Here is a 22,744-nt window from a genome sequence, read left to right on the forward strand (position 1 = left end):
GCAGTGACCACAATGCTGAAACTTCGAATTGGACAACTACATCAGGACATTATTATGCAGCCGGGAGAAAGCATCGCACAGGCACTGCTTCGGAAAGATTATAAGGTTCCTATGGCATGTGGTGGAAACGGCACCTGTGGGAAATGTAAAGTAGAGATAGATGGTGCATGGGTGAATTCCTGTAAACTCTATCCGAAACCGGAAGAAGATATTATAATTTCTGCCTTTGGCTGGGGAGAGGGAAGAGAAGAATTAACCCAGATTGCAGGAGTAGAAAAAATAAATATAACAGAAGGCAGAGCACAGGAGGCAAAACGACAAACGAGAAAAACTTTCCTTGCAGTAGATATCGGGACTACTACCATAGCAGCGGCACTGGCAGAGAAGGAGACGGGAGCGGTGCTTGCCACAGCAGGCTGTGGCAACAGCCAGCGTATATTTGGACAGGATGTATTAAGCAGAATTAAGGCATCTGTAGCGGGAACGGGTGAAAAATTAAAGACATTAATCCGGCAGGATATTTTAAACCTGTTAGAAGAGATACAGAAGAAACAGAAAGACATTGTAATTGAGCATATTTATATTGCAGGAAATACCACCATGGAACATCTTTATATGGGAGATTCCTGTGAGGGACTTGGTAAGGCACCATTTACTCCGGTCAGTCTTGCAGAACGAAAGGACAGCCTTTCGAACATACCGGTGACGTTACTGCCTGGAATTTCAGCATTTGTGGGCGCAGATATTGCAGCTGGCATGCTGGCGTGCGGGATGGATGAAGAAGAAAGACCTTCCCTGCTTTTGGATTTGGGAACCAATGGAGAAATGGTGCTGGCATTAGAGGATAAGATGATTGCCACCTCTGCACCGGCAGGACCGGCATTAGAAGGTGGAAATATTTCATGCGGTGTTGCCAGTGTGACTGGAGCAATCAGCAAGGTGCGTGTCATTGGAGAGCGGACAATTATTGGAACGATTGGAAACGCACCGGCAACGGGAATCTGTGGAACCGGCGTGTTAGAGCTGGTAGCAGGACTTTATGAAAATCATATCATAGATGCATCCGGCCAGATGAAGGAAAAATACAGGGAAGAAGGCTTTCCTCTGGCACGGATGAAGGATGGAAAACAGATTACTTTTACCCAGCAGGATATCAGAGAGGTGCAGCTTGCTAAAGCGGCAATTCACAGCGGAATCGAATTACTGTTAGAGCATGCCGGCATTTCCATGGGAGAGATAAAAAAAGTATATTTGGCAGGAGGCTTTGGAGTATATCTGGATGTGCATATAGCAGCAGGCATTGGACTGCTTCCGGCGGAATTAGAGAAGTGTACAAAAGCAGTCGGAAATACATCTCTGCAGGGCTGTATCGCCTATGGAAGTTCGGAAGAAAACAGGAGCCGCACGGAAGAAATGATAAAAAAATGTGAATCAATCAATCTTGCAGAACAGGCGGACTTTGAGGAACGATATGTTGCCAATATGAATTTCCCAGAATAGAAATAAAAGAGGAAGAAATCATGAAGAAAATATTACTCACGGCAGTAAATGCAAAGTATATTCATTCGAATCTTGCGGTTTACAGCCTGCGGGCATATGCCAGAGAATTAAAAGAAAATATAGTACTGGCAGAATATACCATTAATAACCGGACAGAATATATTTTAAGGGAGATTTATCTGAAAAAGCCAGATGTAATCTGCTTTTCCTGCTATATCTGGAACATTTCCATTATTTTAGAAGTGGCAGAGGAATTTCATAAACTTTGTCCCAAGGTTCCAATTTGGGTAGGAGGCCCGGAGGTTTCCTATGAAGTGGAGGCGTTCTTAAAAGAGCATCCGTTTATTACCGGTGTCATAATCGGCGAAGGGGAGAAAACTTTCTCGGAGCTTTGCAGGTATTATGTGAAGGGAGAAGGCAGTTTGGAGGAGATGAAGGGCATAGCCCTTTTTGATGGAGCTGGAAATGTGCAGATTCATGAGTCACAGGAAATTCTTGATATGAATACGATTCCCTTCTGCTATGATTTGTCGGAGGATTTTTCCCACCGGATTATCTATTATGAATCCAGCAGGGGCTGTCCGTTCCGTTGCAGCTATTGCCTGTCCTCGGTAGAGAAGATACTTCGGTTCCGGGATGTGGAAATCGTAAAAAGAGAGTTACAGTTTTTCTTAGACCAGAAGGTAAAACAGGTTAAATTTGTTGACCGTACTTTTAATTGTGACAAAAAGCATGCTATGGCAATCTGGCAGTATATTTTAGGACATGATAATGGAATCACGAATTTTCATTTTGAAATTGCAGCGGATTTGCTGACGGATGAGGAAGCAGACTTAATTGCAAAGATGCGTCCGGGCCTGATACAGTTGGAAATCGGGGTACAGTCCACCCATGATGAAACAATCCGGGAAATCCACCGCCATATGGATTTAAAAGATGTGCACCAGATGATGAAAAAAGTCCAGAAGGCAGGAAACATTCATCAGCATCTGGATTTAATCGCAGGACTGCCTTTTGAAGATTATGAAACATTTACCCATTCCTTTGATGATATTTATGAATGGAAACCGGAGCAGCTGCAGCTTGGTTTCTTAAAGGTTTTAAAAGGCTCTTATATGTATGAACATGCAAAAGAGTATGAGGCAGTATACCGGGCAAAACCACCTTATGAGGTGCTTCGGACGAAGTGGCTTTCCTATGAAGATATCTGTAACATAAAGCTGGCGGAAGAAATGCTTGAGGTATATTATAACAGCACACAGTTTCCGGTGAGCATCCGGCTGCTAGAGACGATACACGAAAGTGCTTATCATATGTTTGAAAATCTGGGACATTTCTATGAGGAACATGGCTACCTTGCCATGAGCCATACCAGAATGCGGCGAAGCGAGATTCTCTTGGAATATGTAGAAAGCCTTGGGGTGGCTGACATGGAAGTGTTCTATCAGGCGGCAACTTATGATATTTACAGCAGGGAAAATGCCAAGAGCCGTCCGAAATGGGCAAAGGATTATGCGCAGTGGAAAGATGTGACAAGAGCATATTGCCCGAAGGGAAGCCTTGCACATATCGAGTGCTTTGACTATAGCTTCGAAGAAGATGCATTTGGCAGAAAATGCGAACCATACTATCTGAAATTTGATTATGAAAACAGAAATCCGCTGACGAATCAGGCGGAAGTTACGATAATTCAGTGGGAGGGAGAGACAAAGTGACAAAAAGGACGGCAGAAATATTAAAAAGATTAGATGAAACCTATGGTACCGAATACATCTGTTATCTGAATCACGAGACACCTTGGCAGCTTCTGATAGCAGTAATCTTAAGTGCGCAGTGTACCGATGCCAGGGTAAATATTGTGACAGAAACATTGTTTAAAAAATATGACACCTTAGAGAAATTTGCCAATGCAGATCTGGCGGAATTAGAGGAGGACATCCGTTCCACCGGATTTTATCACAATAAGGCGAAGAATATCATATCCTGTGCGAGGACGCTGGTTCAGGAATATCATGGAGAAGTTCCGTCTACATTGGAAGAACTTACTTCCCTTGCAGGAGTTGGACGAAAGACTGCAAATGTCATCCGGGGAAATATTTACCATGACCCAAGTATCGTAGTAGATACCCATGTAAAACGTATTTCCAAACGCCTTGGATTTACAAAAGAGGATGATCCGGTAAAAGTAGAATATGATCTGATGAAAGTATTACCGAAGGATCACTGGATTTTATATAACATCCAGATTATAACATTCGGAAGAAATATCTGTTTTGCAAGAGGACCAAAGTGCAGCGAATGTTTCTTACAGGATTTGTGTAAAGCAGAGGATAAGCGGAAATGATACCACAGGATTATACAGTAATTGACCTTGAAATGACGGGGCTTCATCCGAAAAATGATGCCATCCTTGAGGTGGGAGCAGCAAAAATAAGAAATGGCGAAGTGACGGATACCATGGACATTTTTGTGAATCCCGGCAGGAAAATTACGCAGGAGATAACAGAACTTACCGGAATTACCGATGAGATGGTAAAGGAAGGCTTAAGTCCGGCAGCAGCATTTCATAAGACAGCAGAATTTATCGGAGATGATATTCTGGTGGGACACAATATCATATTTGACTACAGCTTCTTAAAGCAGCAGGCCGTCAATGAGAAAGTGCCGTTTGAAAAAAAAGCAGTAGATACGTTGAAAGCAGCACGCAAATGTATGCTGCGTCCGGAAAAAAAGTCTTTGGAATGTCTCTGCGATTACCTTGATATCGAGCGGGAGCGGGAGCACCGGGCAATCTATGATGCACTGGCAACCCATGAACTTTATCAGTATTTACAAAAGACATATGGAGAAACAAATCCGGAAGTATTTGAACCGAAAGATTTGATATATAAAACAAAACGCCAGACTCCTGCAACGAAAATTCAAAAAATTCACTTGAAGGAACTGGCGGATTATCATAAAATAGAACTTGACATTGTCTGGGAACAACTGACCAGAAGCGAAGCATCGCGTCTTATGGATAAGTTGATTTCACAGTATGGAAGATGCCCGAATGATTAGGAAAGTTTTTCTTTGATACGCTTTCTGGAGCCTTCCGGCAGTGTGGCAAGCTTCTGATATACTTCAGTCAATGAACTGCTGTCGTTTGTTTCTTTTAAAAGAGGAACTAACAACGTATAATTATCTGTAATATCGCTTCCGCAGCGGATGCCAAAGAGCAGAATATCGATGGCGGCTTTTTCTTCAGACTGGTCGCAGAGCAGTTTGCCAAGTTTTGCAATGGTACAGATTAAAGTATTATAATTTTCATCAAACTCGGTCAGAGCTGCGAGGCTGGCAGCACCGTAAGCTAATTTTAAATCGGTATTGGTTTTGCCATTCAGATTAACGATTTTTTTAGCAGACAGCTGACGAAGTGTTTCATAAAGGGTGAGGACATCTTCAGATGCCTGTGCCGGGGGAGTCAGCAGTTCTTCCGGAATAGTAATATAAGGAAGGTTGTCAAGACTGCGGCGGCGGGTGGCGTTGGCTTTATTTTCACGGGCCCAGAACTGCTCGGTAATTTCCTGTTCCTGTTTGGTAATCTGACGTTTTCTGGAGTTTAGAAAAACAACAAAAATGATAAAGCATATGAGTATGATAGGAAACATAGTTTGCTCCTTTCGAAAGTATAGTAGTATAAAAATAAATATGAGGTGAATGAAATGATTAATTTTAAAAATTCAAAAGGGAAAAAATATTTCGCAGGATTTATCGCAATTATTCTCGTTGCAGCAATGGTATTATCCCTTTGCATCACTATTTTTTCATAGAATTTTTTATGCATTCATCATGTCATAATATACAGAAATCGCGTATTTCTGTCAAATATATTAGTAGTTATGACGCTTGAAAATGCAAAGTTATATGATAAAATGAGTGTTAGCAAAACTTTCACAGTGTAATCTGGTGAATAAAAAGCTTTAAAATGTCTTGAGGGTTTAAGAGATTGAGAGGAAGAATATGAAAAAAATAAAATTAGTGCTTCCGATTCTGGGACTGGTACTCGCAGTAACAGCGGGTGTATCAGCAACCGCAATTGTGAAAGCGGATGAAAATGCAGAAGTGATTCCACAGAACGTATATATCGGGGATGTGTCTGTAGGCGGAATGAGTGAATCAGATGCAGAGGCAGCTGTAGAAGCAGCAGTATCTGCTTATGAGGATGCAACCTTTGAATTGTCCGCTGCAGAAAACAGTGTAAAGGCAAGCCCTTCTGATCTGGGATTGAGCTGGAGCAATAAGGATATCGTAAAAGAAGCAATGAATTATACCCGTACGGGAAATCTTCTGGAGCGTTACAAAGCGAAGAAAGATCTGGAAAAGGAAAATAAAGTATTTGATATTATATATACCGTAGATACAGACACCACAAAAAGTTTTCTGGAAAATCACGCCAAAGAGCTGAACCAGGAAGCGGTCAACAATGGTCTTACACGTGAGGATGGTGAATTTAAAATCATCGATGGCCAGGAAGGTATCGAAGTAGATGAGGATGCTTCTGTAGAAAGTTTACAGAAATATTTTACCGAAGAATGGAAGGGCGGAGATGCAACCATCAGTCTGGTAGCAAATGTGGTAGAGCCGGAAGGAACTGCAGAAGAACTTTCCAAGGTAAAGGATTTACTGGGCTCTTTCTCTACCGACTTCAGTGATTCTTCTGCCGGTCGTGTGGCAAATGTAAAAAATGCGGTAAGTAAAATCGATGGAACCGTACTTTACCCGGGAGAGGAATTTTCTGTGTATGAAGCTATTGCACCACTGGACGCTTCCGGTGGATATGAACTGGCAGGTGCATATGAGAATGGTACAACCGTAGAATCTTATGGTGGTGGGGTATGTCAGGTTTCCACAACGCTTTATAATGCGGTTATCCGTGCAGAACTGGATATTACCGAGCGTTATGCACATTCCATGCTGGTAACATATGTACAGCCATCTATGGATGCAGCGATTGCCAGCAATTTAAAGGATTTGAAATTTAAGAATAATCAGGAGGCTCCGATTTATATTGAAGGATACTGCAGCGGCGGTATTGTATATTTCAACGTATTTGGTCAGGAGACAAGACCGGCTGACCGTCAGGTAAACTTTGTCAGTGAAACGGTCAGTGAAGAAGAGCCGACTATTCAGGTGCAGACTACCGAAGACCCGATTGGAACTGTAACCGTTCAGAAAGCACACATCGGTAAATCGGCAAAACTCTGGAAGATTGTTACCGTAGATGGCGTAGAAGAAAGCAGAGAGGTATTTAATACCAGTAAATATAAAGCAACACCTAGAATTATTTCTGTTGGTATGGGCTCTGATAATGAAGAGGCAATTGGAGCAATGAATGCAGCGATTGCAACGCAGGATGAAGCAATTATCCGTTCTGCAGCAGCAACCTGGTGCTCAGATGCGGTAGCGGCAAGAGCGGCAGAAGCTGCAGCGCAGCAGCAGCAACAGGCGGCTTCCGGTGGAGTAGAGCCACCGGCTGATGCACCTGCCGCACCAACAACACCGACGACACCGACTGCACCAACAACACCGACAACACCGACGACACCGGATACAGGAACCGGAGATGGAGCTGCAACCACCCAGTAAAACGGTGAAAGATGATGCAGGTATGCGATTTTTATCGCCACCCGCGTAAATAAGAAGCAAGAAAGGCTGCCTCGGCTATGAGACAGCCTTATGCTGTAAAAATGGGAAGAAGAATCTATGAAGATAGGAAAAGTGCCGGAAAGCGTATTAAAACGCTCCGTAATCAGACAATTGCATACGAAGAGAAAGGAAGTTGTGTTAGGTGCAGGCGTGGGAGAAGACTGTGCTGCCCTTACCCTTGCCCCGGATGAGATGTTTGTAATGTCTACGGATCCGATTACAGGAACAATCCATGAAATCGGAAAGCTGGCAATTCTCATTACTACTAATGACCTGGCAAGTGCCGGAGCAGAACCAATTGGAGTTATGTTAACCATATTGCTACCGGAGCACACGGAAGAAAGCCTTTTGAAACAACTGATGCAGGAGCTGGAAGAGGCTGCCGCGGCGGTGTCCGTTCAGATTATGGGCGGACATACCGAGATTACCAGGGTGGTAAATCAGCCACTGGTTACTGTATGCGGTGTAGGGAAGGTAAAGAAGAACGGACTCATTTCTACCGGAGGAGCAAAACCGGGCATGGACATCATTGCCACTAAGTGGATTGGCTTAGAGGGAACAGCTATTATTGCCCATGAAAAGGAAGAAGAACTCTGTACTCATTTTTCCAGGTATTTTGTAGAACAGGCACAGGCACTTGAACGGTATTTATCTGTAATGCCGGAGGCCGCCACCGCCGTGAAGTCTGGCGTGGGAGCAATGCATGATGTAACAGAGGGCGGTATATTCGGAGCACTCTGGGAGATGGCAGAAGCATCCGGCGTCGGACTGGAAATCGACTTAAAGAAGATTCCGCTTCGGCAGGAGACAGTAGAAGTCTGTGAGTTTTTCCATATCAATCCCTATGAACTGATATCCAGCGGCTGTATGCTGATGGCAGCAGCAGATGGAAATGAGCTGATTAGAAGATTAAAGGAAAATGGCATTGAAGCAACGGTAATTGGAAAAGCAACTGCGGGAAATGACCGCGTGCTTATGAATGAGGACGAACGCAGATTTTTAGAACCACCGAAGACGGATGAATTATATAAAGTAATTCAGTAGTAAATCAGAAATCAATTGGAGGAATTGAAGCATGAGAGAGAAGATTTTAACCTTTATAGAGAAGAACAGCAGAATCGATTTAAAAGAGCTGGCTGTTGTATTAGGCGTAGAAGAAGCAGCCGTTATGAATGAATTAGAAGCAATGGAGAAAGAAAATATCATCTGTGGCTATCATACCTTGATTAACTGGGATAAAGCCGGCGTAGAAAAAGTATCCGCATTAATTGAAGTACGGGTTACTCCGCAGCGTGGTATGGGATTTGATAAAGTAGCAGAGCGTATTTATAATTATCCGGAAGTAAATTCTGTATATCTGATTTCAGGAAGCTTTGACCTTTTGGTGACCATCGAGGGAAAGAGCCTGCGTGAAGTATCCCAGTTCGTATCTGAGAAGCTTTCTGCATTAGACTCCGTATTAAGCACACAGACCAACTTTATCTTAAAGAAATACAAAGACCACGGAACCATTATGGCAGCAAAATCAAAAGATGAAAGGATACAGATGATACCATGAGAAATCCATTATCAAAAACAATCGTAACGATACAGCCATCTGGAATCCGGAAATTTTTTGATATTGTAAATGAGATGGAAGATGCTATTTCCTTAGGAGTAGGCGAGCCGGATTTTGATACTCCATGGCATATCCGGGATGAGGGAATTTATTCCTTAGAGAAGGGACGTACCTTCTATACTTCCAATGCCGGATTAAAAGAATTAAAAATAGAAATTGCAAAATACTTATTCCGTAATTATGACTTGCAGTATGATTATCAGCATGAAATCGTAGTAACCGTAGGAGGAAGCGAGGCAATTGATATTGCCATGCGTGCCATGCTTGATCCGGGCGATGAAGTATTAATCCCGATGCCAAGTTATGTATCTTATCTGCCATGTGCCGTGCTTGCCAATGGTGTGCCGGTGCCGATTAATCTTAAGGCAGAAAACGATTTCCGTCTGACTGCAGAAGAATTAGAAGCGGCAATTACGCCAAAGACCAAGCTTCTTGTTATGCCTTTCCCGAATAATCCGACCGGAGCAATCATGGAGAAAAAAGATTTAGAAGCAGTGGCAGAGGTAGTAAAGAAGCATGACCTCTTTGTCATCAGTGACGAGATTTATTCTGCACTGACTTATACCGAGAAGCATATTTCTATCGCATCCCTTCCGGGCATGAAGGAGCGTACCATTGTTATCAATGGATTTTCCAAATCCCATGCGATGACCGGATGGCGTTTGGGCTATGCCTGCGGACCGAGAATCATCTTAGACCAGATGTTAAAGATTCATCAGTATGCAATTATGTGTGCACCGACTACCTCACAGTATGCAGCAGTGGATGCACTCCGGGCAGGGGATGAAGATGTCCAGAGAATGCGGGAAGAATATAATGGCAGAAGAAGATATCTGATGCACCGTTTTGAAGAAATGGGCTTGGAGTGTTTTGAACCATATGGAGCCTTTTACTGTTTTCCATGTATCAAAGAATTTGGAATGACTTCTGAAGAATTTGCCACCAATCTCTTAAAGACAGAGAAGGTAGCGGTTGTTCCGGGAACTGCATTTGGTGACTGCGGAGAAGGATTTATCCGTATTTCCTATGCCTATTCCCTGGATAATCTGAAAGAGGCATTAGACCGTATGGAGCGTTACATAACAGGATTGCGAGGCGGGAACAATGGCGAAGCTTAATATCGTACTTTATGAGCCGGAGATTCCTTATAATACCGGAAATATCGGAAGAACCTGTGTAGCAACCGGAACCAGACTGCATCTGATTGAACCGCTGGGCTTCCATCTGACAGAGAAAGCAATCAAGCGGGCAGGAATGGATTACTGGGACCAGCTGGATGTGACAAGATATGTCAATTATGAGGATTTCTTAGAGAAGAATCCGGGTGCAAAGATTTATATGGCAACCACCAAGGGGCGCCATGTTTATACAGAAGTAAATTATGAGCCGGACTGTTATATTATGTTTGGAAAGGAAAGTGCGGGTATTCCGGAAGAAATTTTGATACAGCATCCGGATGAGTGTATCCGGATTCCTATGATCGGAGATACCCGTTCCTTAAACTTATCCAATTCAGCAGCAATCGTATTATATGAAGCACTGCGCCAGAACAATTTTGACCATATGCGGCTGGCGGGTGAACTGCACAGATTACATTGGTAGAAAGGTAAATTATGGGCATCATCAAAGCAAAAGATTTGGTACATGAATATATAAGACGTGATGAAGAAGGCAATGTGGAGTCTATCCAGACTGCCCTTGATAAAGTAAGCCTTGATGTAAAAAAGGGTGACTTTATCGCAGTATTAGGACACAACGGTTCCGGAAAATCTACCCTTGCCAAGCATATCAATGCAATTTTAGAACCCACAGAGGGAAGTCTCTGGGTAGATGGATTTGATACCACAGATGAGAAAAATATCTGGGATATCAGACAGCGTGCCGGAATGGTATTCCAGAATCCGGACAACCAGATTATTGCAAGCGTGGTAGAAGAGGATGTCGGATTTGGACCGGAAAATATAGGCGTGCCGACAGATGAAATCTGGCAGCGTGTGGAAGAAAGCTTAAAAGCGGTCGGCATGTTAAAATACAGAGAGCATTCCCCGAATAAATTATCCGGCGGACAGAAGCAGCGTGTGGCCATTGCCGGGGTAATGGCGATGCAGCCGGAATGTATTGTTTTAGACGAGCCGACAGCCATGCTGGATCCGGTAGGAAGAAAAGAAGTATTAGAAGCTGTTCATGCACTGAACCGGGAAAAGGGTGTGACCATCATTCTGATTACACATTATATGGAAGAAGTGGTAGAGGCAGACCATGTCTATGTTATGGATGCCGGAAAAGTGGTTATGCAGGGAACGCCGCGCAGCATCTTTTCCCAGGTGGAGCGATTGAAGGAATATCGTCTGGATGTGCCGCAGATTACATTATTAGCATATGAACTTAAGAAGGCGGGACTGGATATACCGGATGGAATCCTGACCAGAGAAGAACTGACGGAGGCGTTGGAAAAGCTATGTCAATCCTAATAAATGAATTAAATTATGTTTACAGCTCAGGCACTGCCTATGAGATACATGCCTTAAAGGATGTTAATCTGAAAATAGAAGATGGAGAATTTATCGGTATCATCGGACATACCGGTTCTGGTAAATCCACCCTGATTCAGCATTTGAACGGACTGGTAAAAGCTACCAGCGGCGGCATTTATTATAATGGACAGGATATTTACGAAGAGGACTTTGATATGAAAGCCCTGCGTAGTAAAGTGGGACTTGTCTTTCAGTATCCGGAGCATCAGCTTTTTGAAACTACCATTTTTGATGATGTATCCTTTGGACCAAAGAACCAGGGACTAACCAAGGAAGAGGCAGGACTTCGGGCATTTGAAGCATTACGGAGCGTAGGACTTCCGGAAGAATTATATTATCAGTCACCCTTTGATTTGTCCGGTGGACAAAAAAGACGTGTTGCAATCGCAGGGGTGCTTGCCATGCGGCCGGAGGTGCTGATTTTAGATGAACCGACAGCGGGACTTGACCCGAAGGGCCGTGATGAAATCTTAGATTTGCTTGCAGCAATGCATAAAGAACGTGGAATTACCATCATTCTTGTTTCACACAGCATGGAAGATGTGGCTAAATATGTGGGAAGAATTATTGTAATGAATCAGGGACAGGTGATGTTTGATGATGTTCCAAAGAAAGTATTCCGCCACTATAAAGAACTGGAAGCAATCGGACTTGCGGCACCACAGGTAACTTATCTGATGCATGAATTGAAGGAAGAAGGTTTCCCGGTAAGCACAGATGCAACTACAGTAGACGAGGCACGGGATGAAATCCTGCGTGTAATAACAAAGAGACAGGATGGAACAGTATGTTAAGAGATATTACATTAGGACAATATTATCCGGCAGATTCCGTTATTCATAAGCTGGATCCGAGGGTGAAATTATTTGGAACACTGATTTATATTATTTCCCTGTTTGTATTTAAGGGACTTCCGGCATTTATACTGGCAGCAATCTTTCTGGTAGTATTAATCAAGCTGTCAAAGGTGCCATTTTCCTATATGGTTAAAGGATTGAAAACTATTGTACTGATTATGTTATTTGCGGCGGTATTTAATTTGTTTTTGACACCGGGAACAAAGCTGGTTTCCTTCTGGATTTTTACCATTACTTATGAGGGATTGAAAAATGCTGTTGTCATGATGGTTCGTCTGATTTTCTTAATTATCGGAACCTCGCTGATGACACTTACCACAACACCAAACGAGTTGACAGATGGTCTGGAAAAAGCGTTATCTCCATTGAAATATATAAAAGTACCGGTGCATGAAATTGCAATGATGATGTCAATTGCACTTCGATTTATCCCGATTCTGATTGAAGAAACAGATAAAATCATGAAAGCACAGATGGCAAGAGGAGCAGATTTTGAACATGGAAATCTGATTCAGAAAGCCAAAAACATGGTTCCACTTCTGGTTCCGCTATTTGTATCTGCATTCCGCCGTGCCAATGATCTGGCAATGGCAATGGAAGCCCGCTGTTATCGTGGTGGGGAAGGCAGAACCAAGATGAAACCGCTTCATTACCAGAAACGTGACCGCATGGCTTATCTGACTTTACTGGTCTATCTTGCAGCAGTCATCGGACTTCGCATCCTCTGGATTAACGTATTGTCCGGTATGGCAGCAGGTATACTTCCGGGAGCATTTCCATTATGAGTACAGAGATAAATCCGGTTGTGAACATAGAAGAGGTAGAAGAGCAGAAAACTCCATCTGCCCCAAAACGATTGAAACGGGTGAAGCTAATTGTAGCCTATGACGGTACGAATTATCACGGCTGGCAGGTGCAGCCCAACGGAGAGACAATAGAAGGCGTGCTAAACCGCACCTTAAGCAGTCTCTTAGGGGAAAAGATTATTGTGACCGGAGCATCCCGGACGGATGCGGGTGTACATTCCATGGGGAATGTAGCAGTATTTGATACGAAGAGCCGCATTCCGGCGGAAAAGATTTCTTATGCCCTGAACCAGTGGCTTCCGGAGGACATCGTAGTGCAGAAATCAGAGGAAGTACCAGCTGATTTTCATCCGAGACACTGTGACAGCCGGAAAACCTATGAATACCGGATTTTAAACCGGGAATTTCCGCTTCCGATGTATCGGAATAACACATATTTCTGTTACCGCAAGCTGGATTTAGAGAAGATGCAGCAGGCGGCAGAATATTTAAGGGGAGAACATGATTTTAAAAGCTTCTGTGCTACAGCGGCAGTGGTTGAAACAACGGTTCGTACCATTTATGAGCTGACGGTAAGCAGGCAGGAGGATATCATTACAATCCGTGTTACTGGAAATGGATTCCTTTATAATATGGTCCGGATTATTGCAGGAACCCTGCTTCAGGCAGGCATGGGAATGATAGAGCCGGAAGAGATAAAAACAATTCTTGCGGCAAAGGAAAGAAGTGCTGCAGGACCAACGGCACCGGCACAGGGATTAACGATGATTGGAATCGAATATTTATAATAATAAGATAGATGGTATATGGCGAATGTTGTGGAAAATATTTGTAGAGAATTTACTTGACACACGAGGGGTCGTGTACTATAATATCTAAGTCTGACATAGTACAAGAATGTCAATCCAAAGCCCCGGAGCGACATTTCAACTATAGAAACAATAGTGTGGAACGCAAAGCGGACTGCGTCCGGACATTACGCAGAATGTATATGTTCCTTATAATTTCAAGGAGGTAAACCAATGAAAACTTTTATGGCTAGTCCAGCAACCATTGAGAGAAAATGGTATGTAGTAGACGCTGATGGAAAGACATTAGGACGTTTAGCATCAGAAGTTGCTAAAGTATTAAGAGGAAAGAATAAACCAACATTTACACCACATATCGATACAGGTGATTATGTAATCGTTGTAAATGCAGAGAAGATTAAAGTAACAGGTAAGAAATTAGACCAGAAGATTTATTACCATCATTCCGATTATGTAGGCGGTATGAAAGAGACTACATTAAAGGAAATGTTAGCAAAGCATCCAGAAAGAGTTATTGAGTTCGCTGTTAAGGGAATGCTTCCAAAGGGACCTTTAGGAAGAGAAATGTATACTAAATTATTTGTATACGCAGGACCAGACCACAAGCATGAAGCTCAGAAACCAGAAGCTTTAACATTTTAATAGGAGGTAAAAAACATTGGCTAATACAAAGTATTACGGAACAGGAAGAAGAAAATCCTCTGTTGCCAGAGTATATTTAGTACCAGGAACAGGTAAGATTACAGTAAATAAAAGAGATATCGATGAATATTTCGGATTAGAGACTTTAAAAGTTATCGTTCGTCAGCCATTAACAGTTACTGAGACAGCCGACAAGTTCGACGTATTAGTAAACGTAAAAGGTGGCGGATACACAGGACAGGCTGGAGCAATCCGTCATGGTATTGCAAGAGCATTACTTACCGTTGATGCAGATTACAGACCAGTTCTGAAATCTAACGGATTCTTAACAAGAGATCCACGTATGAAAGAAAGAAAGAAATACGGTCTCAAAGCTGCACGTCGTGCTCCACAGTTCAGCAAACGTTAACAAAGAGATAATATTTCAAGAACGAAGATATCAAGAAAAGCCCATTTTACAAGGGTTACAGAAGTTGTGGAATGCTGTCAGATGTGCTGGAATTTACATCGAATGCAACACATATGTAGCAGGTATGCAACAAATATATTGATATGTACAGGACATTTTCAGAGGAATCTGGGAATGTCCTTTTTCTGTGAGTGTCGTAGCACCAGAGTGTCCCACAATTTTCTTGATAATCGTCTGATTAATACCGGCTTCTGCTAACATAGATATACATGTATGTCTGCAGCAGTGTGGTGTACGATTAATATTAAGTTGTTCCATAAGTGGCTTGAAATAGCTATCATAGTAGTTCCTGTATTCAAAATGTTTTCCGTCTTCTGTATGAAGCAGATATTCACATTCAGGGCAGGATTCATACCAGTCTTTGTAGTATGGCAGAACCTTGTCGGCGATTGGAACTTTTCTGATACCATTCTCTGTCTTACTACAGATGACATCAAAATACTGTTCATCCAGATAAATATTTTCTTTCTTCAAATCGAGCAGTTTTGAAATTCGGACACCACTATATATAAGCATCAATACTATCTGATAATATTTGTCTTCTTTCTGCTCCCATAGAAGGTCAATCTCATTTTTCTCGAATTTATTTCTGTCGTATTTGTTAGGATTACGATCCTTGTACTGAACAACATCTACATAGCTTGAATAATCTTTGTTGCATATATCATTCTTTAAAGCGTAATCATATAGCTGATTAAATAAGACTTTGATTTTCCTTAGTGTGGGATAATTCTTTCCACAGGTATCAATCACTGTCTGTAAATCAACCAGTTTGATATCCTTAAATACTTTGTTGTAAAGGGATTCACATGTCTTATATGATGCTGTATATCCTTTTACATTAGATTCAGAAACTGTAGGAAACTTACGCTTTGACCATTCATCATATACATCTGAAAATGTCATCTTGGCGGCAGTAGTATCAAATGGATTGTTGTTATATTCAGCAAGCATCTGTAAGCCTTCGGCTTTGGTTGCTGTATATCCAATTGTTATCATATCCTGAATCTGCTTGTCTTTTTCCTTATCGTAGTGCCAGCCTACAGTTTTTCACACAATATAAGGCTTTCTTCTTTTAACGGAAAGTTTTACAACGCTTCCGTATCCGTTGGGTAACTTCATAAGCACCATCCTTTCGCTATTTACTAGAAAGCTGATAGCAAACGGATAAAATGATTGTTATTCGTGGGTTACCTTTGTCACGCTTGGGCGAATTGTTTTCCATATCTCATAGTTGTCCTGTGTCTGGCTGCCAGATGCAAGAAGTTCTTTCATAGCCTGCCAGTCCTTTAAGAACTGTACAAGATTCTTATCAGAGAAAAATATTCCCGGCTCGCCATCAATGTCTTTGAGAGACACATCAAACTTTTCATCAATTGCAAATAGTAATGGTAGTACATCACCATCAGCTTCAATATCAAATTCTGCTAATGAATTGACATTTACATTAAGTGCTTCTGCAATTTTTCTTAATTGTTCCGGCTTAGGAATATTTTTTCCTAATTCATACTTGCGGATTGCAACTTCGTGTATTCCACATGCTTCACCTAGTTCCTTTTGGGTTAAACCACGAAAGGTTCGTATCAATTTAATCTTTTTACCTGTATTCATTGCTTCAACCTCCTGTAGTTGTAAATGTAACATACTAATAATTGATAGTCAACATTAAATTTTAAACTATTGACAGAGCAAACAAAGGTCTGTATAATGCAAAACATAACAGAGCAAGAAATGCTCTATAAAAGAGGAGGTGGTAAATATGCCAGATGTTCTTTATAAGGTTGATTTGCCAGCTTTTACAGGAAGGAATGTACCAATAAAGGAGATTGCAAGTGCAATAGGGAAGGACGCACAGTATGTAAGGCTGGGATTACAACAAGGAATACTCAAATTCGGATCGGCGATAAAAGTAGGAAATTCAAACGAATATAGCTATTATTGTCCGGATAAGCGAGTGTGGGAAGAAACAGGATATTTTAACAAAGAAGCAGTATGACAAGGAGGAAGATTATGAACGAGCAACAGAAAGTAGAATTGAAACTCATTCACATGGAAGATGTGGTTTCAAAAGAAGTTGAGTGGTTATGGTATCCATATATACCCTATGGAAAGATAACTATAGTAGAAGGAGATCCGGGAGAAGGAAAAACAACTCTGGTATTAAAGTTAGCGGCAGCCCTTAGCAGGGGCTTGCCACTTCCCTGTGATGATGATATGGAACGAGAACCAATTCATATTATTTATCAGACAGCAGAGGATGGAATTGACGATACGATAAAGCCAAGACTTGAAAAGGCTGGTGCGGATTGTTCCATGATACGAGTGATTGATGAAACTGAAAAAGAATTAAGTATGACAGATGACAGGCTGGAGCAGGCGATTGTTGAGACAGGAGCGAGAATGGTTATTCTTGACCCGATACAGGCGTATATAGGGGCAAAGGTTGATATGCACAGAGCAAATGAAATAAGACCAGTGTTAAAGCGTTTGGGAATGATTGCTGAAAAATATAACTGTGCAATAGTTCTTATCGGTCATATGAATAAGGCGGCTGGAAGTAAGTCAACCTACAGAGGTTTAGGCTCGATTGATATTCAGGCAACAGCAAGGAGCGTGTTGTTGGTAGCAAGACTTCGGGACAAGCCTAATATAAGAATAATGGCACATGATAAATCATCACTTGCACCAACAGGAGATGCTATAGGATTCGAGATGACAGAGGATAGTGGAATGGTATGCATAGGACCTTATGATATCAGCATAGATGAGCTTCTGTCGGGTAATGAAGGGAGAGGTAAAAAGAAGCTGGATATAGCAGAGAATTTTATCAAAGAGTACTTCGGCTCAAGCAAAGAAATCATATCGAATGATATTTTGCAAGAGGCAGTAAGAAGAGGAATAAAGAGGAACACTCTGTTATCAGCAAAGAAAAAACTGGGAATTACTTCGGGTAAAGCTAAAGCGGAGGATGGAACAAGTTATTGGACTTGGCTCTTACCACAATAAAGAATTTAATAATCTGAATGTTTGAGAAAACAGATTCTAAATTCTTATAAGAGTTTAGAGTCTGTACTTCTTAAAAGGACAGATTATTAAATTCTTGATATGTAACACATATGTATCAGTTGTATCGGACTGGTGTATATGTAACCCTCGGAGAGCCCCCGCAGTTATGACAGAACAATATTCACAATGACGATTGTGGATTTGGACTGACAGAACTGCTAGGGGGTTATCATCTATGGCAGAGCCAAGATGATAACTGCACTGCTCCGATAGAAACACAGATAAGAATAGAATACAGATAAGGAGATGCGAATGGGAAATATTTCATATACAGCTCATGTGAGCAGTAAGAAAAGTGCCATTACATCGAAATCTAAGCTAACTGCTGTTGCAAAACACAATCTGAGAAAATATAAGTCATCAGATTACAGCAAAGACAACATTGTTATTGTCTATGGAACATCAAATCTGATTGATGATGTAAAGACAGTATATCACAAAGAATTCGATGAGGTATTAGAAGAATATAATAAAAAGCAGACACGACCTGACCGACGGATAGAAGATTATTTTGAACATGTCGCTGGTAAGGAGCAGGATATGGCGGTAGAGATAATCATTCAGATAGGCGACAGGGAGTTCTGGAAAGAATATGATGATACGAAATCATATATAAAGCTATCGTATGAGATAATATTGGGTGAACTAATAAAGAGACTTCCACAATTTGTTGTGGCAAATGCAGTAGTTCATCTTGACGAGGATAGTCCTCATATGCATATAGTGGGAGTTCCAGTAGCAGATGGATATAAAAAGGGACTTAGCAAGCAGGTATCAAAGAGAAAAGTGTTTACAAGAGAAGTGCTTTCGCAAGTGCTGCAGGACGAGCTAAGGGAGGTAGCCAATAAAGAGGTCAATGATTGGTTTGGGGAACAAATAAAGGAAAAGTCGAAAGGACGTAATCATGATCTGACAGTTGCGGAATATAAAGTAGCACAGGAAACAGAGCATTTGGAACAGATACAGGAACAGGTGAGTGATGCGGATATTAAGTTGTTTGCTTCACAAATTGCCTATAAGGAATTGGAGCGTAGACAGACTAAGGAACTTAATGAAAAGCGTTCAGAACTTCAATCGGTAAAGCAAGAGCTGGCAAGCGTGACAAACAAAGCAAATGAAGCAGTAGAATTGCTTGATAAGATCAATGCCTTTGTATCATCATTCAGATTATTCGCTCCGACAATAGAAGAATATGCTAATCATGTTGAATCAGATAAGACGATAGAAGCAGGAAACTCATTCAGAGGAATATTTTATGAGATAGGAAAGTTGTTGGAGACATTTAAGGAACTGATAAAAGAAGGATTATGCTGGTTTCCAAGGCTTATGAGGTGGAAAATTTCTAAGGGCGAAGTAGCCCTAGTATTCATATTCGGTGTATGGATATACGAATGTGGAGACTAGGGAATATTATAGTAAAGAGTCAATTCAATGGGAGATTAAGGCAGGTAACAGGACAGGAACAGTTGAACAGATGGATGCTAATGTTGAGACTATGGCAAGAGATTTTCAGGAGATATTGAGGATTGGAGCGGAGCAGAAGAGGTTGTGGGAGGTGTATGAGGGAAGATAAAAATAAGGTATCTTGAATAAATTTTCAAGATACCTTATAATATTAGTTAAGAACTGATTTCCCTGCCAAATTTATATCCGAGATTATATGCATCAATAGCACTCTTATGGCGTACAGCACCGGCTTGACTATCGGGCAAATGAGAAAGATCTGATTGTGGGGAATTGCCTTGTAGAGCATCTTTTAGTCCCTCTTCATAAGCACAAGCGGCACAGATATGTCGTCTCCCGTTTCTATTATCTTGAGCTTCTGGAAGCTCATTAAAACCTTGCAAATATCGATGTTGTTTGTTACATATAGCCATATTGAAACACCTCCTATATGATAGTTTCTAAAATAACTATCGATGCTTATAGACCAATAGCATATAATGGTAAGTTATCAAAGTAATGAGGACAACCAAGTTCATCCATATAATCATAATAATCTTGATATTTGGGAACATTAAACCAATCAGATGACAATAGATAGATATAAACCAAATCGTAACCAATAGGATCTAAAAGCCGTCTATATTCTCTGATTTTGAATGGGAATGTTGCGAGTTTTTCATCAACTGAACCACTAGTGTGCTGAAATTTTTTTTCAATAATGTAAACGGTTTTATCAATTTCATTTATAAAAGCTTCATCAGGCTTCCATCGTTTGGAGTTGATGGCTCGGTCATTAATTCCATTTCGTCTCAAAAATATTGTGGAAAATTCATCTTGATTTATAGAGTAACCTAGTAACTGGTTTCTATCATATACTTCAAAATGATTGGCAATGATAAATCCGGCATTTTGTAATGCTGTATTTAGGGATGTTGTTTGTTCGAAATGGAGTCCATTTCTATTGGTATTAGCTCCGCCACCAAAGCGATTAGCTTGTCTTGGCATTTGTCTCCTCTTCCTTAAAAAAGTCATTGATTTCAACATTGAGTACATTTGCAATCTGATTAAGTACAGATATGGAAAGACTTTTATCACAACCAGAAGCTTCAATTTTAGAAAGATAACTGATACTGATTTGAGCCTTTTCTGCAAGCTGCATCTGTGTTAAATTAGCTTGTTGTCTATAATGTTTTATATTTGAACCTATAGTACGATATAGGTCAGTATCATTATTAAAATGCATAGCTATACCTCTTTCACTATTTGTGAATATTATCTCATGCTATGAATAAGATAAAAATTCACTTATTGTGAAAGAAAAAAGAGATGGCTTTTTTAACTGAGTTGAGGTAAACTTATATATATGATTGATGGAAGGTGGGGATTACAATGGATTCATTTCAAGAAAAATATGAATATGATAAATTTGTAATAGAGACAGCACATAAAATTCAAGAGATACAACAGGACTTTAATAACCTTTCTGATGAAAATAAAATTAAGTTTCAAAATGATGTTATGAGAGCATTCATGATAAAAGGTATCGGGGGTGTTTCAGAATACTTCAGCCAATGGAAATGAAAAGGGGGCATGACTTATAAGTTTACAACCAAATAATTTCAAGCTTGAACCAACAACAATCTGGTCGTTTCCGGACAGAGGAAGTTGGGCAACGCATTCAGGAAAGTATCGGGGAAATTGGTCACCATATGTACCAAGAAATCTGATACTTCGATATTCTAAACTAGGTGACTGGATTTTAGATCAATTCATGGGTAGTGGAACCACACTGGTTGAGGCAAAACTACTAGGTCGTAATGCGGTAGGTATAGATATTAATCCGCAGTCAATTTCAATTTCAGAAACAAATTTACAATTCCAATGTGATACAAGTTCAAAAATATATATACGAGAGGGAAATGCAGCAGAATTGCATTTTATCAAAGATGCTCATATAGATTTTATCTGCACTCATCCGCCATATGCTGATATCATAAAGTACAGCAAAGGCATAGAAGGGGATATTTCTATGCTGGGGTTAAAGCCATTCATAGATGCAATGGATAAGGTAGCATATGAAGCATATCGTGTGTTGAAAAAGGGAAAGATGTGTGCTGTTATGATTGGTGATATAAGAAAAGGTGGAAAAGTTGTTCCGTTAGGATTTCGTATGATGGAGTGTTTTTTGCGAGTTGGATTTACCAACAAGGAAATAATCATAAAAGAGCAGCATAATTGTAAATCTACTGGGTACTGGGAAAAACAGAATAATAATTTTTTGCTTCTTGCACATGAGTATATATTTGTCTTTGAGAAGTAATGAAAGTATATTGGATTCACATGGAGAGAAAGTTTTGATTGTTATTTTCTATGTTAGCAAGTATAATAAATTTATGAGATTTTGTCACTTAGTGACTAGAGAAGAGGAATCAAAATGAGTAATTCAAGTATTGCTCCATTTGTGAAGTGGGCTGGAGGAAAACGTCAGCTTATTCCGCAGATAAGAGAAAGAATGCCTGAAAAATATAATGATTACTATGAGCCGTTTGTAGGTGGTGGTGCTGTAATATTTGATCTACTACCTGCAAATGCTCTGATTAATGATATAAATAAAGCTTTGATTAACACATACAGAACAATATGTAATGAACCTGATACTTTCCTGAAAGAGGTCAACAGGCTAGATAATGATATGTGGGAAGATGGGAAAAAATATTATTATTCTATCAGAGAACATTATAATGACAAACTTATGCGGTCAGAATATGATGTAGAGCTGGCAGCATTGTTTGTATTTATAAATAAACATTGTTTTAATGGATTATATCGTGTGAATGGCAAGGGATTGTTTAATGTTCCATATAATAATAGTCGAAGAGTTTCTATTGATGAAGATGTTATTATGGCTACATCTGAGTATCTTAGGGGAGTAACTATTAAAGATGGTGATTTTGAACAGTCTTGTAAGAATGCAAAGAAAGGTGATTTTGTATTTATAGACAGCCCGTATGCACCTTTGAATCCTACATCCTTTGAATCCTACACAAAAGAAGGGTTTGACATAGAAAGTCACAAGCGATTAGCAAAGCTTTATGATGAATTAACTGCCAGAGGTTGCTATTGTATGCTTACGAATCATAATACAGAGTTGATAAATGAGTTATATGGAAATAAAGATTATAAGATAGATGTTGTAAGCGTAAAGCGTATGATTAATTCAGATGCATCTAACAGAGTTGGTAAAGAAGTGATTATATGCAATTATTAAATGTAGAAAATATATTTGTTTGTAAAGATTCGCATTTAGTT

28 protein-coding genes are annotated in these 22,744 nt (G+C 40.5%); 22 read left to right on the forward strand and 6 right to left on the reverse strand.

The features are described from left to right. Positions 1–12: 12 nt before the first annotated feature. The 4 genes from LKD41_RS09170 to LKD41_RS09185 are packed head-to-tail and all read left to right on the forward strand — an operon-like array spanning position 13 to position 4,560. Entirely contained in the window at positions 13–1,500 is a 1,488-nt protein-coding gene (locus LKD41_RS09170; RefSeq protein WP_227700998.1) for an ASKHA domain-containing protein, read from the forward strand. A gap of 20 nt (positions 1,501–1,520) precedes the next feature. Then, the gene (locus LKD41_RS09175) at positions 1,521–3,215 is read left to right on the forward strand and encodes a B12-binding domain-containing radical SAM protein (RefSeq protein ID WP_227700999.1); all 1,695 of its coding nucleotides are present in this window, start codon (positions 1,521–1,523) and stop codon (positions 3,213–3,215) included. After that, positions 3,212–3,844, forward strand: coding sequence for an endonuclease III (gene nth, locus LKD41_RS09180; protein ID WP_117696597.1), 633 nt, complete (start codon positions 3,212–3,214; stop codon positions 3,842–3,844). Before LKD41_RS09175 ends, nth begins: the two co-directional genes overlap by 4 nt. After that, positions 3,841–4,560, forward strand: a complete 720-nt coding sequence (locus LKD41_RS09185; RefSeq protein WP_227701000.1) for a 3'-5' exonuclease — start codon at positions 3,841–3,843, stop codon at positions 4,558–4,560. Before nth ends, LKD41_RS09185 begins: the two co-directional genes overlap by 4 nt. Here the strand turns inward: LKD41_RS09185 and LKD41_RS09190 are convergent. Further along, complete coding sequence (locus LKD41_RS09190) at positions 4,557–5,150, reverse strand: hypothetical protein (RefSeq protein ID WP_227701001.1); 594 nt, start codon at positions 5,148–5,150, stop codon at positions 4,557–4,559. The two genes, LKD41_RS09185 and LKD41_RS09190, sit on opposite strands and share 4 nt — an antisense overlap. Positions 5,151–5,502: 352 nt before the next feature. Here LKD41_RS09190 and LKD41_RS09195 point away from each other — a divergent pair, with 352 nt between their 5' ends. From LKD41_RS09195 to rpsI, 11 genes are all read left to right on the forward strand, one after another. Continuing rightward, a complete protein-coding gene (locus LKD41_RS09195) occupies positions 5,503–7,128 on the forward strand; it encodes a VanW family protein (protein WP_227701002.1) in 1,626 nt (541 codons plus the stop codon). A 117-nt stretch (positions 7,129–7,245) separates the two neighbouring features. Then, on the forward strand, positions 7,246–8,232 hold the full coding sequence (locus LKD41_RS09200) for an AIR synthase family protein (protein WP_227701003.1): 987 nt from the start codon (positions 7,246–7,248) through the stop codon (positions 8,230–8,232). A gap of 31 nt (positions 8,233–8,263) precedes the next feature. Next, on the forward strand, positions 8,264–8,746 hold the full coding sequence (locus tag LKD41_RS09205) for an Lrp/AsnC family transcriptional regulator (protein ID WP_117696612.1): 483 nt from the start codon (positions 8,264–8,266) through the stop codon (positions 8,744–8,746). Further along, positions 8,743–9,924, forward strand: a complete 1,182-nt coding sequence (locus LKD41_RS09210) for an aminotransferase class I/II-fold pyridoxal phosphate-dependent enzyme (RefSeq protein ID WP_022242738.1) — start codon at positions 8,743–8,745, stop codon at positions 9,922–9,924. The genes LKD41_RS09205 and LKD41_RS09210 overlap by 4 nt, the downstream gene beginning before the upstream one ends. Beyond that, positions 9,911–10,408: a tRNA (cytidine(34)-2'-O)-methyltransferase gene (locus tag LKD41_RS09215; RefSeq protein WP_022242739.1), complete on the forward strand. Its 498-nt coding sequence runs from the start codon at positions 9,911–9,913 to the stop codon at positions 10,406–10,408. Before LKD41_RS09210 ends, LKD41_RS09215 begins: the two co-directional genes overlap by 14 nt. 11 nt (positions 10,409–10,419) lie before the next feature. Next, positions 10,420–11,277: an energy-coupling factor transporter ATPase gene (locus tag LKD41_RS09220; RefSeq protein ID WP_022242740.1), complete on the forward strand. Its 858-nt coding sequence runs from the start codon at positions 10,420–10,422 to the stop codon at positions 11,275–11,277. After that, the gene (locus LKD41_RS09225) at positions 11,265–12,134 is read left to right on the forward strand and encodes an energy-coupling factor transporter ATPase (protein WP_022242741.1); all 870 of its coding nucleotides are present in this window, start codon (positions 11,265–11,267) and stop codon (positions 12,132–12,134) included. Before LKD41_RS09220 ends, LKD41_RS09225 begins: the two co-directional genes overlap by 13 nt. After that, on the forward strand, positions 12,128–12,982 hold the full coding sequence (locus LKD41_RS09230; RefSeq protein WP_117947109.1) for an energy-coupling factor transporter transmembrane component T family protein: 855 nt from the start codon (positions 12,128–12,130) through the stop codon (positions 12,980–12,982). Before LKD41_RS09225 ends, LKD41_RS09230 begins: the two co-directional genes overlap by 7 nt. 71 nt (positions 12,983–13,053) lie before the next feature. After that, a complete protein-coding gene (gene truA, locus LKD41_RS09235) occupies positions 13,054–13,791 on the forward strand; it encodes a tRNA pseudouridine(38-40) synthase TruA (protein WP_227701046.1) in 738 nt (245 codons plus the stop codon). 234 nt (positions 13,792–14,025) lie between these two features. Continuing rightward, on the forward strand, positions 14,026–14,454 hold the full coding sequence (rplM, locus tag LKD41_RS09240) for a 50S ribosomal protein L13 (protein ID WP_022242744.1): 429 nt from the start codon (positions 14,026–14,028) through the stop codon (positions 14,452–14,454). A 16-nt stretch (positions 14,455–14,470) separates the two neighbouring features. Then, the gene (rpsI, locus tag LKD41_RS09245) at positions 14,471–14,863 is read left to right on the forward strand and encodes a 30S ribosomal protein S9 (protein WP_022242745.1); all 393 of its coding nucleotides are present in this window, start codon (positions 14,471–14,473) and stop codon (positions 14,861–14,863) included. Positions 14,864–14,956: 93 nt separating this feature from the next. Here rpsI and LKD41_RS09250 read toward each other — a convergent pair whose 3' ends face one another. After that, the gene (locus tag LKD41_RS09250; protein WP_227701004.1) at positions 14,957–15,922 is read right to left on the reverse strand and encodes a tyrosine-type recombinase/integrase; all 966 of its coding nucleotides are present in this window, start codon (positions 15,920–15,922) and stop codon (positions 14,957–14,959) included. Between the two features lie 180 nt (positions 15,923–16,102). Beyond that, positions 16,103–16,534 carry a helix-turn-helix domain-containing protein gene (locus tag LKD41_RS09255; RefSeq protein WP_117947748.1) on the reverse strand — a complete coding sequence of 144 codons (432 nt, stop codon included), beginning with the start codon at positions 16,532–16,534 and terminating at the stop codon, positions 16,103–16,105. A gap of 148 nt (positions 16,535–16,682) precedes the next feature. Here LKD41_RS09255 and LKD41_RS09260 point away from each other — a divergent pair, with 148 nt between their 5' ends. From LKD41_RS09260 to LKD41_RS09275, 4 genes are all read left to right on the forward strand, one after another. Continuing rightward, positions 16,683–16,919 carry a hypothetical protein gene (locus LKD41_RS09260; protein WP_118679803.1) on the forward strand — a complete coding sequence of 79 codons (237 nt, stop codon included), beginning with the start codon at positions 16,683–16,685 and terminating at the stop codon, positions 16,917–16,919. A gap of 14 nt (positions 16,920–16,933) precedes the next feature. Beyond that, complete coding sequence (locus LKD41_RS09265) at positions 16,934–17,929, forward strand: AAA family ATPase (protein WP_227701005.1); 996 nt, start codon at positions 16,934–16,936, stop codon at positions 17,927–17,929. Between the two features lie 312 nt (positions 17,930–18,241). Next, a complete protein-coding gene (locus LKD41_RS09270) occupies positions 18,242–19,393 on the forward strand; it encodes a plasmid recombination protein (protein ID WP_227701006.1) in 1,152 nt (383 codons plus the stop codon). Beyond that, positions 19,383–19,562, forward strand: a complete 180-nt coding sequence (locus LKD41_RS09275) for a hypothetical protein (RefSeq protein WP_227701007.1) — start codon at positions 19,383–19,385, stop codon at positions 19,560–19,562. Before LKD41_RS09270 ends, LKD41_RS09275 begins: the two co-directional genes overlap by 11 nt. A 46-nt stretch (positions 19,563–19,608) precedes the next feature. On the opposite strand, the gene LKD41_RS09280 is transcribed toward LKD41_RS09275, so the two are convergent. Genes LKD41_RS09280 through LKD41_RS09290 form a run of 3 tightly spaced genes read right to left on the reverse strand, consistent with a single transcriptional unit; the run spans position 19,609 to position 20,678 of the window. Further along, positions 19,609–19,866: a hypothetical protein gene (locus tag LKD41_RS09280; RefSeq protein ID WP_227701008.1), complete on the reverse strand. Its 258-nt coding sequence runs from the start codon at positions 19,864–19,866 to the stop codon at positions 19,609–19,611. A 46-nt stretch (positions 19,867–19,912) separates the two neighbouring features. Further along, complete coding sequence (locus LKD41_RS09285; RefSeq protein ID WP_227701009.1) at positions 19,913–20,440, reverse strand: hypothetical protein; 528 nt, start codon at positions 20,438–20,440, stop codon at positions 19,913–19,915. Beyond that, on the reverse strand, positions 20,424–20,678 hold the full coding sequence (locus LKD41_RS09290) for a helix-turn-helix domain-containing protein (RefSeq protein ID WP_118362451.1): 255 nt from the start codon (positions 20,676–20,678) through the stop codon (positions 20,424–20,426). The genes LKD41_RS09285 and LKD41_RS09290 overlap by 17 nt, the downstream gene beginning before the upstream one ends. A 146-nt stretch (positions 20,679–20,824) precedes the next feature. Here LKD41_RS09290 and LKD41_RS09295 point away from each other — a divergent pair, with 146 nt between their 5' ends. From LKD41_RS09295 to LKD41_RS09305, 3 genes are all read left to right on the forward strand, one after another. Further along, positions 20,825–21,016 (forward strand): hypothetical protein, encoded by a 192-nt coding sequence (locus LKD41_RS09295; RefSeq protein ID WP_227701010.1) that lies wholly within the window; start codon positions 20,825–20,827, stop codon positions 21,014–21,016. A 16-nt stretch (positions 21,017–21,032) separates the two neighbouring features. Beyond that, positions 21,033–21,755, forward strand: coding sequence for a DNA methyltransferase (locus LKD41_RS09300; RefSeq protein ID WP_227701047.1), 723 nt, complete (start codon positions 21,033–21,035; stop codon positions 21,753–21,755). A 114-nt stretch (positions 21,756–21,869) separates the two neighbouring features. After that, positions 21,870–22,703 (forward strand): DNA adenine methylase, encoded by an 834-nt coding sequence (locus LKD41_RS09305; protein WP_227701011.1) that lies wholly within the window; start codon positions 21,870–21,872, stop codon positions 22,701–22,703. Positions 22,704–22,744 lie beyond the last annotated feature (41 nt).

This window comes from Roseburia sp. CLA-AA-H209, assembly GCF_020687575.1.
Taxonomy (GTDB): Bacteria; Bacillota; Clostridia; order Lachnospirales; family Lachnospiraceae; genus Roseburia_C; species Roseburia_C amylophila.

What these genes read in the sequence shown, in the direction of transcription:
- LKD41_RS09305 (WP_227701011.1), top strand. Translation starts at nt 21,870, where the DNA reads ATGAGTAATTCAAGTATTGCTCCATTTGTGAAGTGGGCTGGAGGAAAA.
- LKD41_RS09225 (WP_022242741.1), top strand. Translation starts at nt 11,265, where the DNA reads ATGTCAATCCTAATAAATGAATTAAATTATGTTTACAGCTCAGGCACT.
- LKD41_RS09280 (WP_227701008.1), bottom strand. Translation starts at nt 19,866, where the DNA reads ATGGCTATATGTAACAAACAACATCGATATTTGCAAGGTTTTAATGAG.
- LKD41_RS09215 (WP_022242739.1), top strand. Translation starts at nt 9,911, where the DNA reads ATGGCGAAGCTTAATATCGTACTTTATGAGCCGGAGATTCCTTATAAT.
- LKD41_RS09220 (WP_022242740.1), top strand. Translation starts at nt 10,420, where the DNA reads ATGGGCATCATCAAAGCAAAAGATTTGGTACATGAATATATAAGACGT.
- LKD41_RS09295 (WP_227701010.1), top strand. Translation starts at nt 20,825, where the DNA reads ATGGATTCATTTCAAGAAAAATATGAATATGATAAATTTGTAATAGAG.
- LKD41_RS09285 (WP_227701009.1), bottom strand. Translation starts at nt 20,440, where the DNA reads ATGCCAAGACAAGCTAATCGCTTTGGTGGCGGAGCTAATACCAATAGA.
- LKD41_RS09250 (WP_227701004.1), bottom strand. Translation starts at nt 15,922, where the DNA reads ATGATAACAATTGGATATACAGCAACCAAAGCCGAAGGCTTACAGATG.
- rplM (WP_022242744.1), top strand. Translation starts at nt 14,026, where the DNA reads ATGAAAACTTTTATGGCTAGTCCAGCAACCATTGAGAGAAAATGGTAT.
- LKD41_RS09255 (WP_117947748.1), bottom strand. Translation starts at nt 16,534, where the DNA reads ATGAATACAGGTAAAAAGATTAAATTGATACGAACCTTTCGTGGTTTA.
- LKD41_RS09195 (WP_227701002.1), top strand. Translation starts at nt 5,503, where the DNA reads ATGAAAAAAATAAAATTAGTGCTTCCGATTCTGGGACTGGTACTCGCA.
- LKD41_RS09290 (WP_118362451.1), bottom strand. Translation starts at nt 20,678, where the DNA reads ATGCATTTTAATAATGATACTGACCTATATCGTACTATAGGTTCAAAT.
- LKD41_RS09265 (WP_227701005.1), top strand. Translation starts at nt 16,934, where the DNA reads ATGAACGAGCAACAGAAAGTAGAATTGAAACTCATTCACATGGAAGAT.
- LKD41_RS09230 (WP_117947109.1), top strand. Translation starts at nt 12,128, where the DNA reads ATGTTAAGAGATATTACATTAGGACAATATTATCCGGCAGATTCCGTT.
- LKD41_RS09210 (WP_022242738.1), top strand. Translation starts at nt 8,743, where the DNA reads ATGAGAAATCCATTATCAAAAACAATCGTAACGATACAGCCATCTGGA.
- LKD41_RS09190 (WP_227701001.1), bottom strand. Translation starts at nt 5,150, where the DNA reads ATGTTTCCTATCATACTCATATGCTTTATCATTTTTGTTGTTTTTCTA.
- LKD41_RS09205 (WP_117696612.1), top strand. Translation starts at nt 8,264, where the DNA reads ATGAGAGAGAAGATTTTAACCTTTATAGAGAAGAACAGCAGAATCGAT.
- LKD41_RS09170 (WP_227700998.1), top strand. Translation starts at nt 13, where the DNA reads ATGCTGAAACTTCGAATTGGACAACTACATCAGGACATTATTATGCAG.
- LKD41_RS09175 (WP_227700999.1), top strand. Translation starts at nt 1,521, where the DNA reads ATGAAGAAAATATTACTCACGGCAGTAAATGCAAAGTATATTCATTCG.
- LKD41_RS09200 (WP_227701003.1), top strand. Translation starts at nt 7,246, where the DNA reads ATGAAGATAGGAAAAGTGCCGGAAAGCGTATTAAAACGCTCCGTAATC.
- LKD41_RS09260 (WP_118679803.1), top strand. Translation starts at nt 16,683, where the DNA reads ATGCCAGATGTTCTTTATAAGGTTGATTTGCCAGCTTTTACAGGAAGG.
- LKD41_RS09270 (WP_227701006.1), top strand. Translation starts at nt 18,242, where the DNA reads ATGGGAAATATTTCATATACAGCTCATGTGAGCAGTAAGAAAAGTGCC.
- LKD41_RS09185 (WP_227701000.1), top strand. Translation starts at nt 3,841, where the DNA reads ATGATACCACAGGATTATACAGTAATTGACCTTGAAATGACGGGGCTT.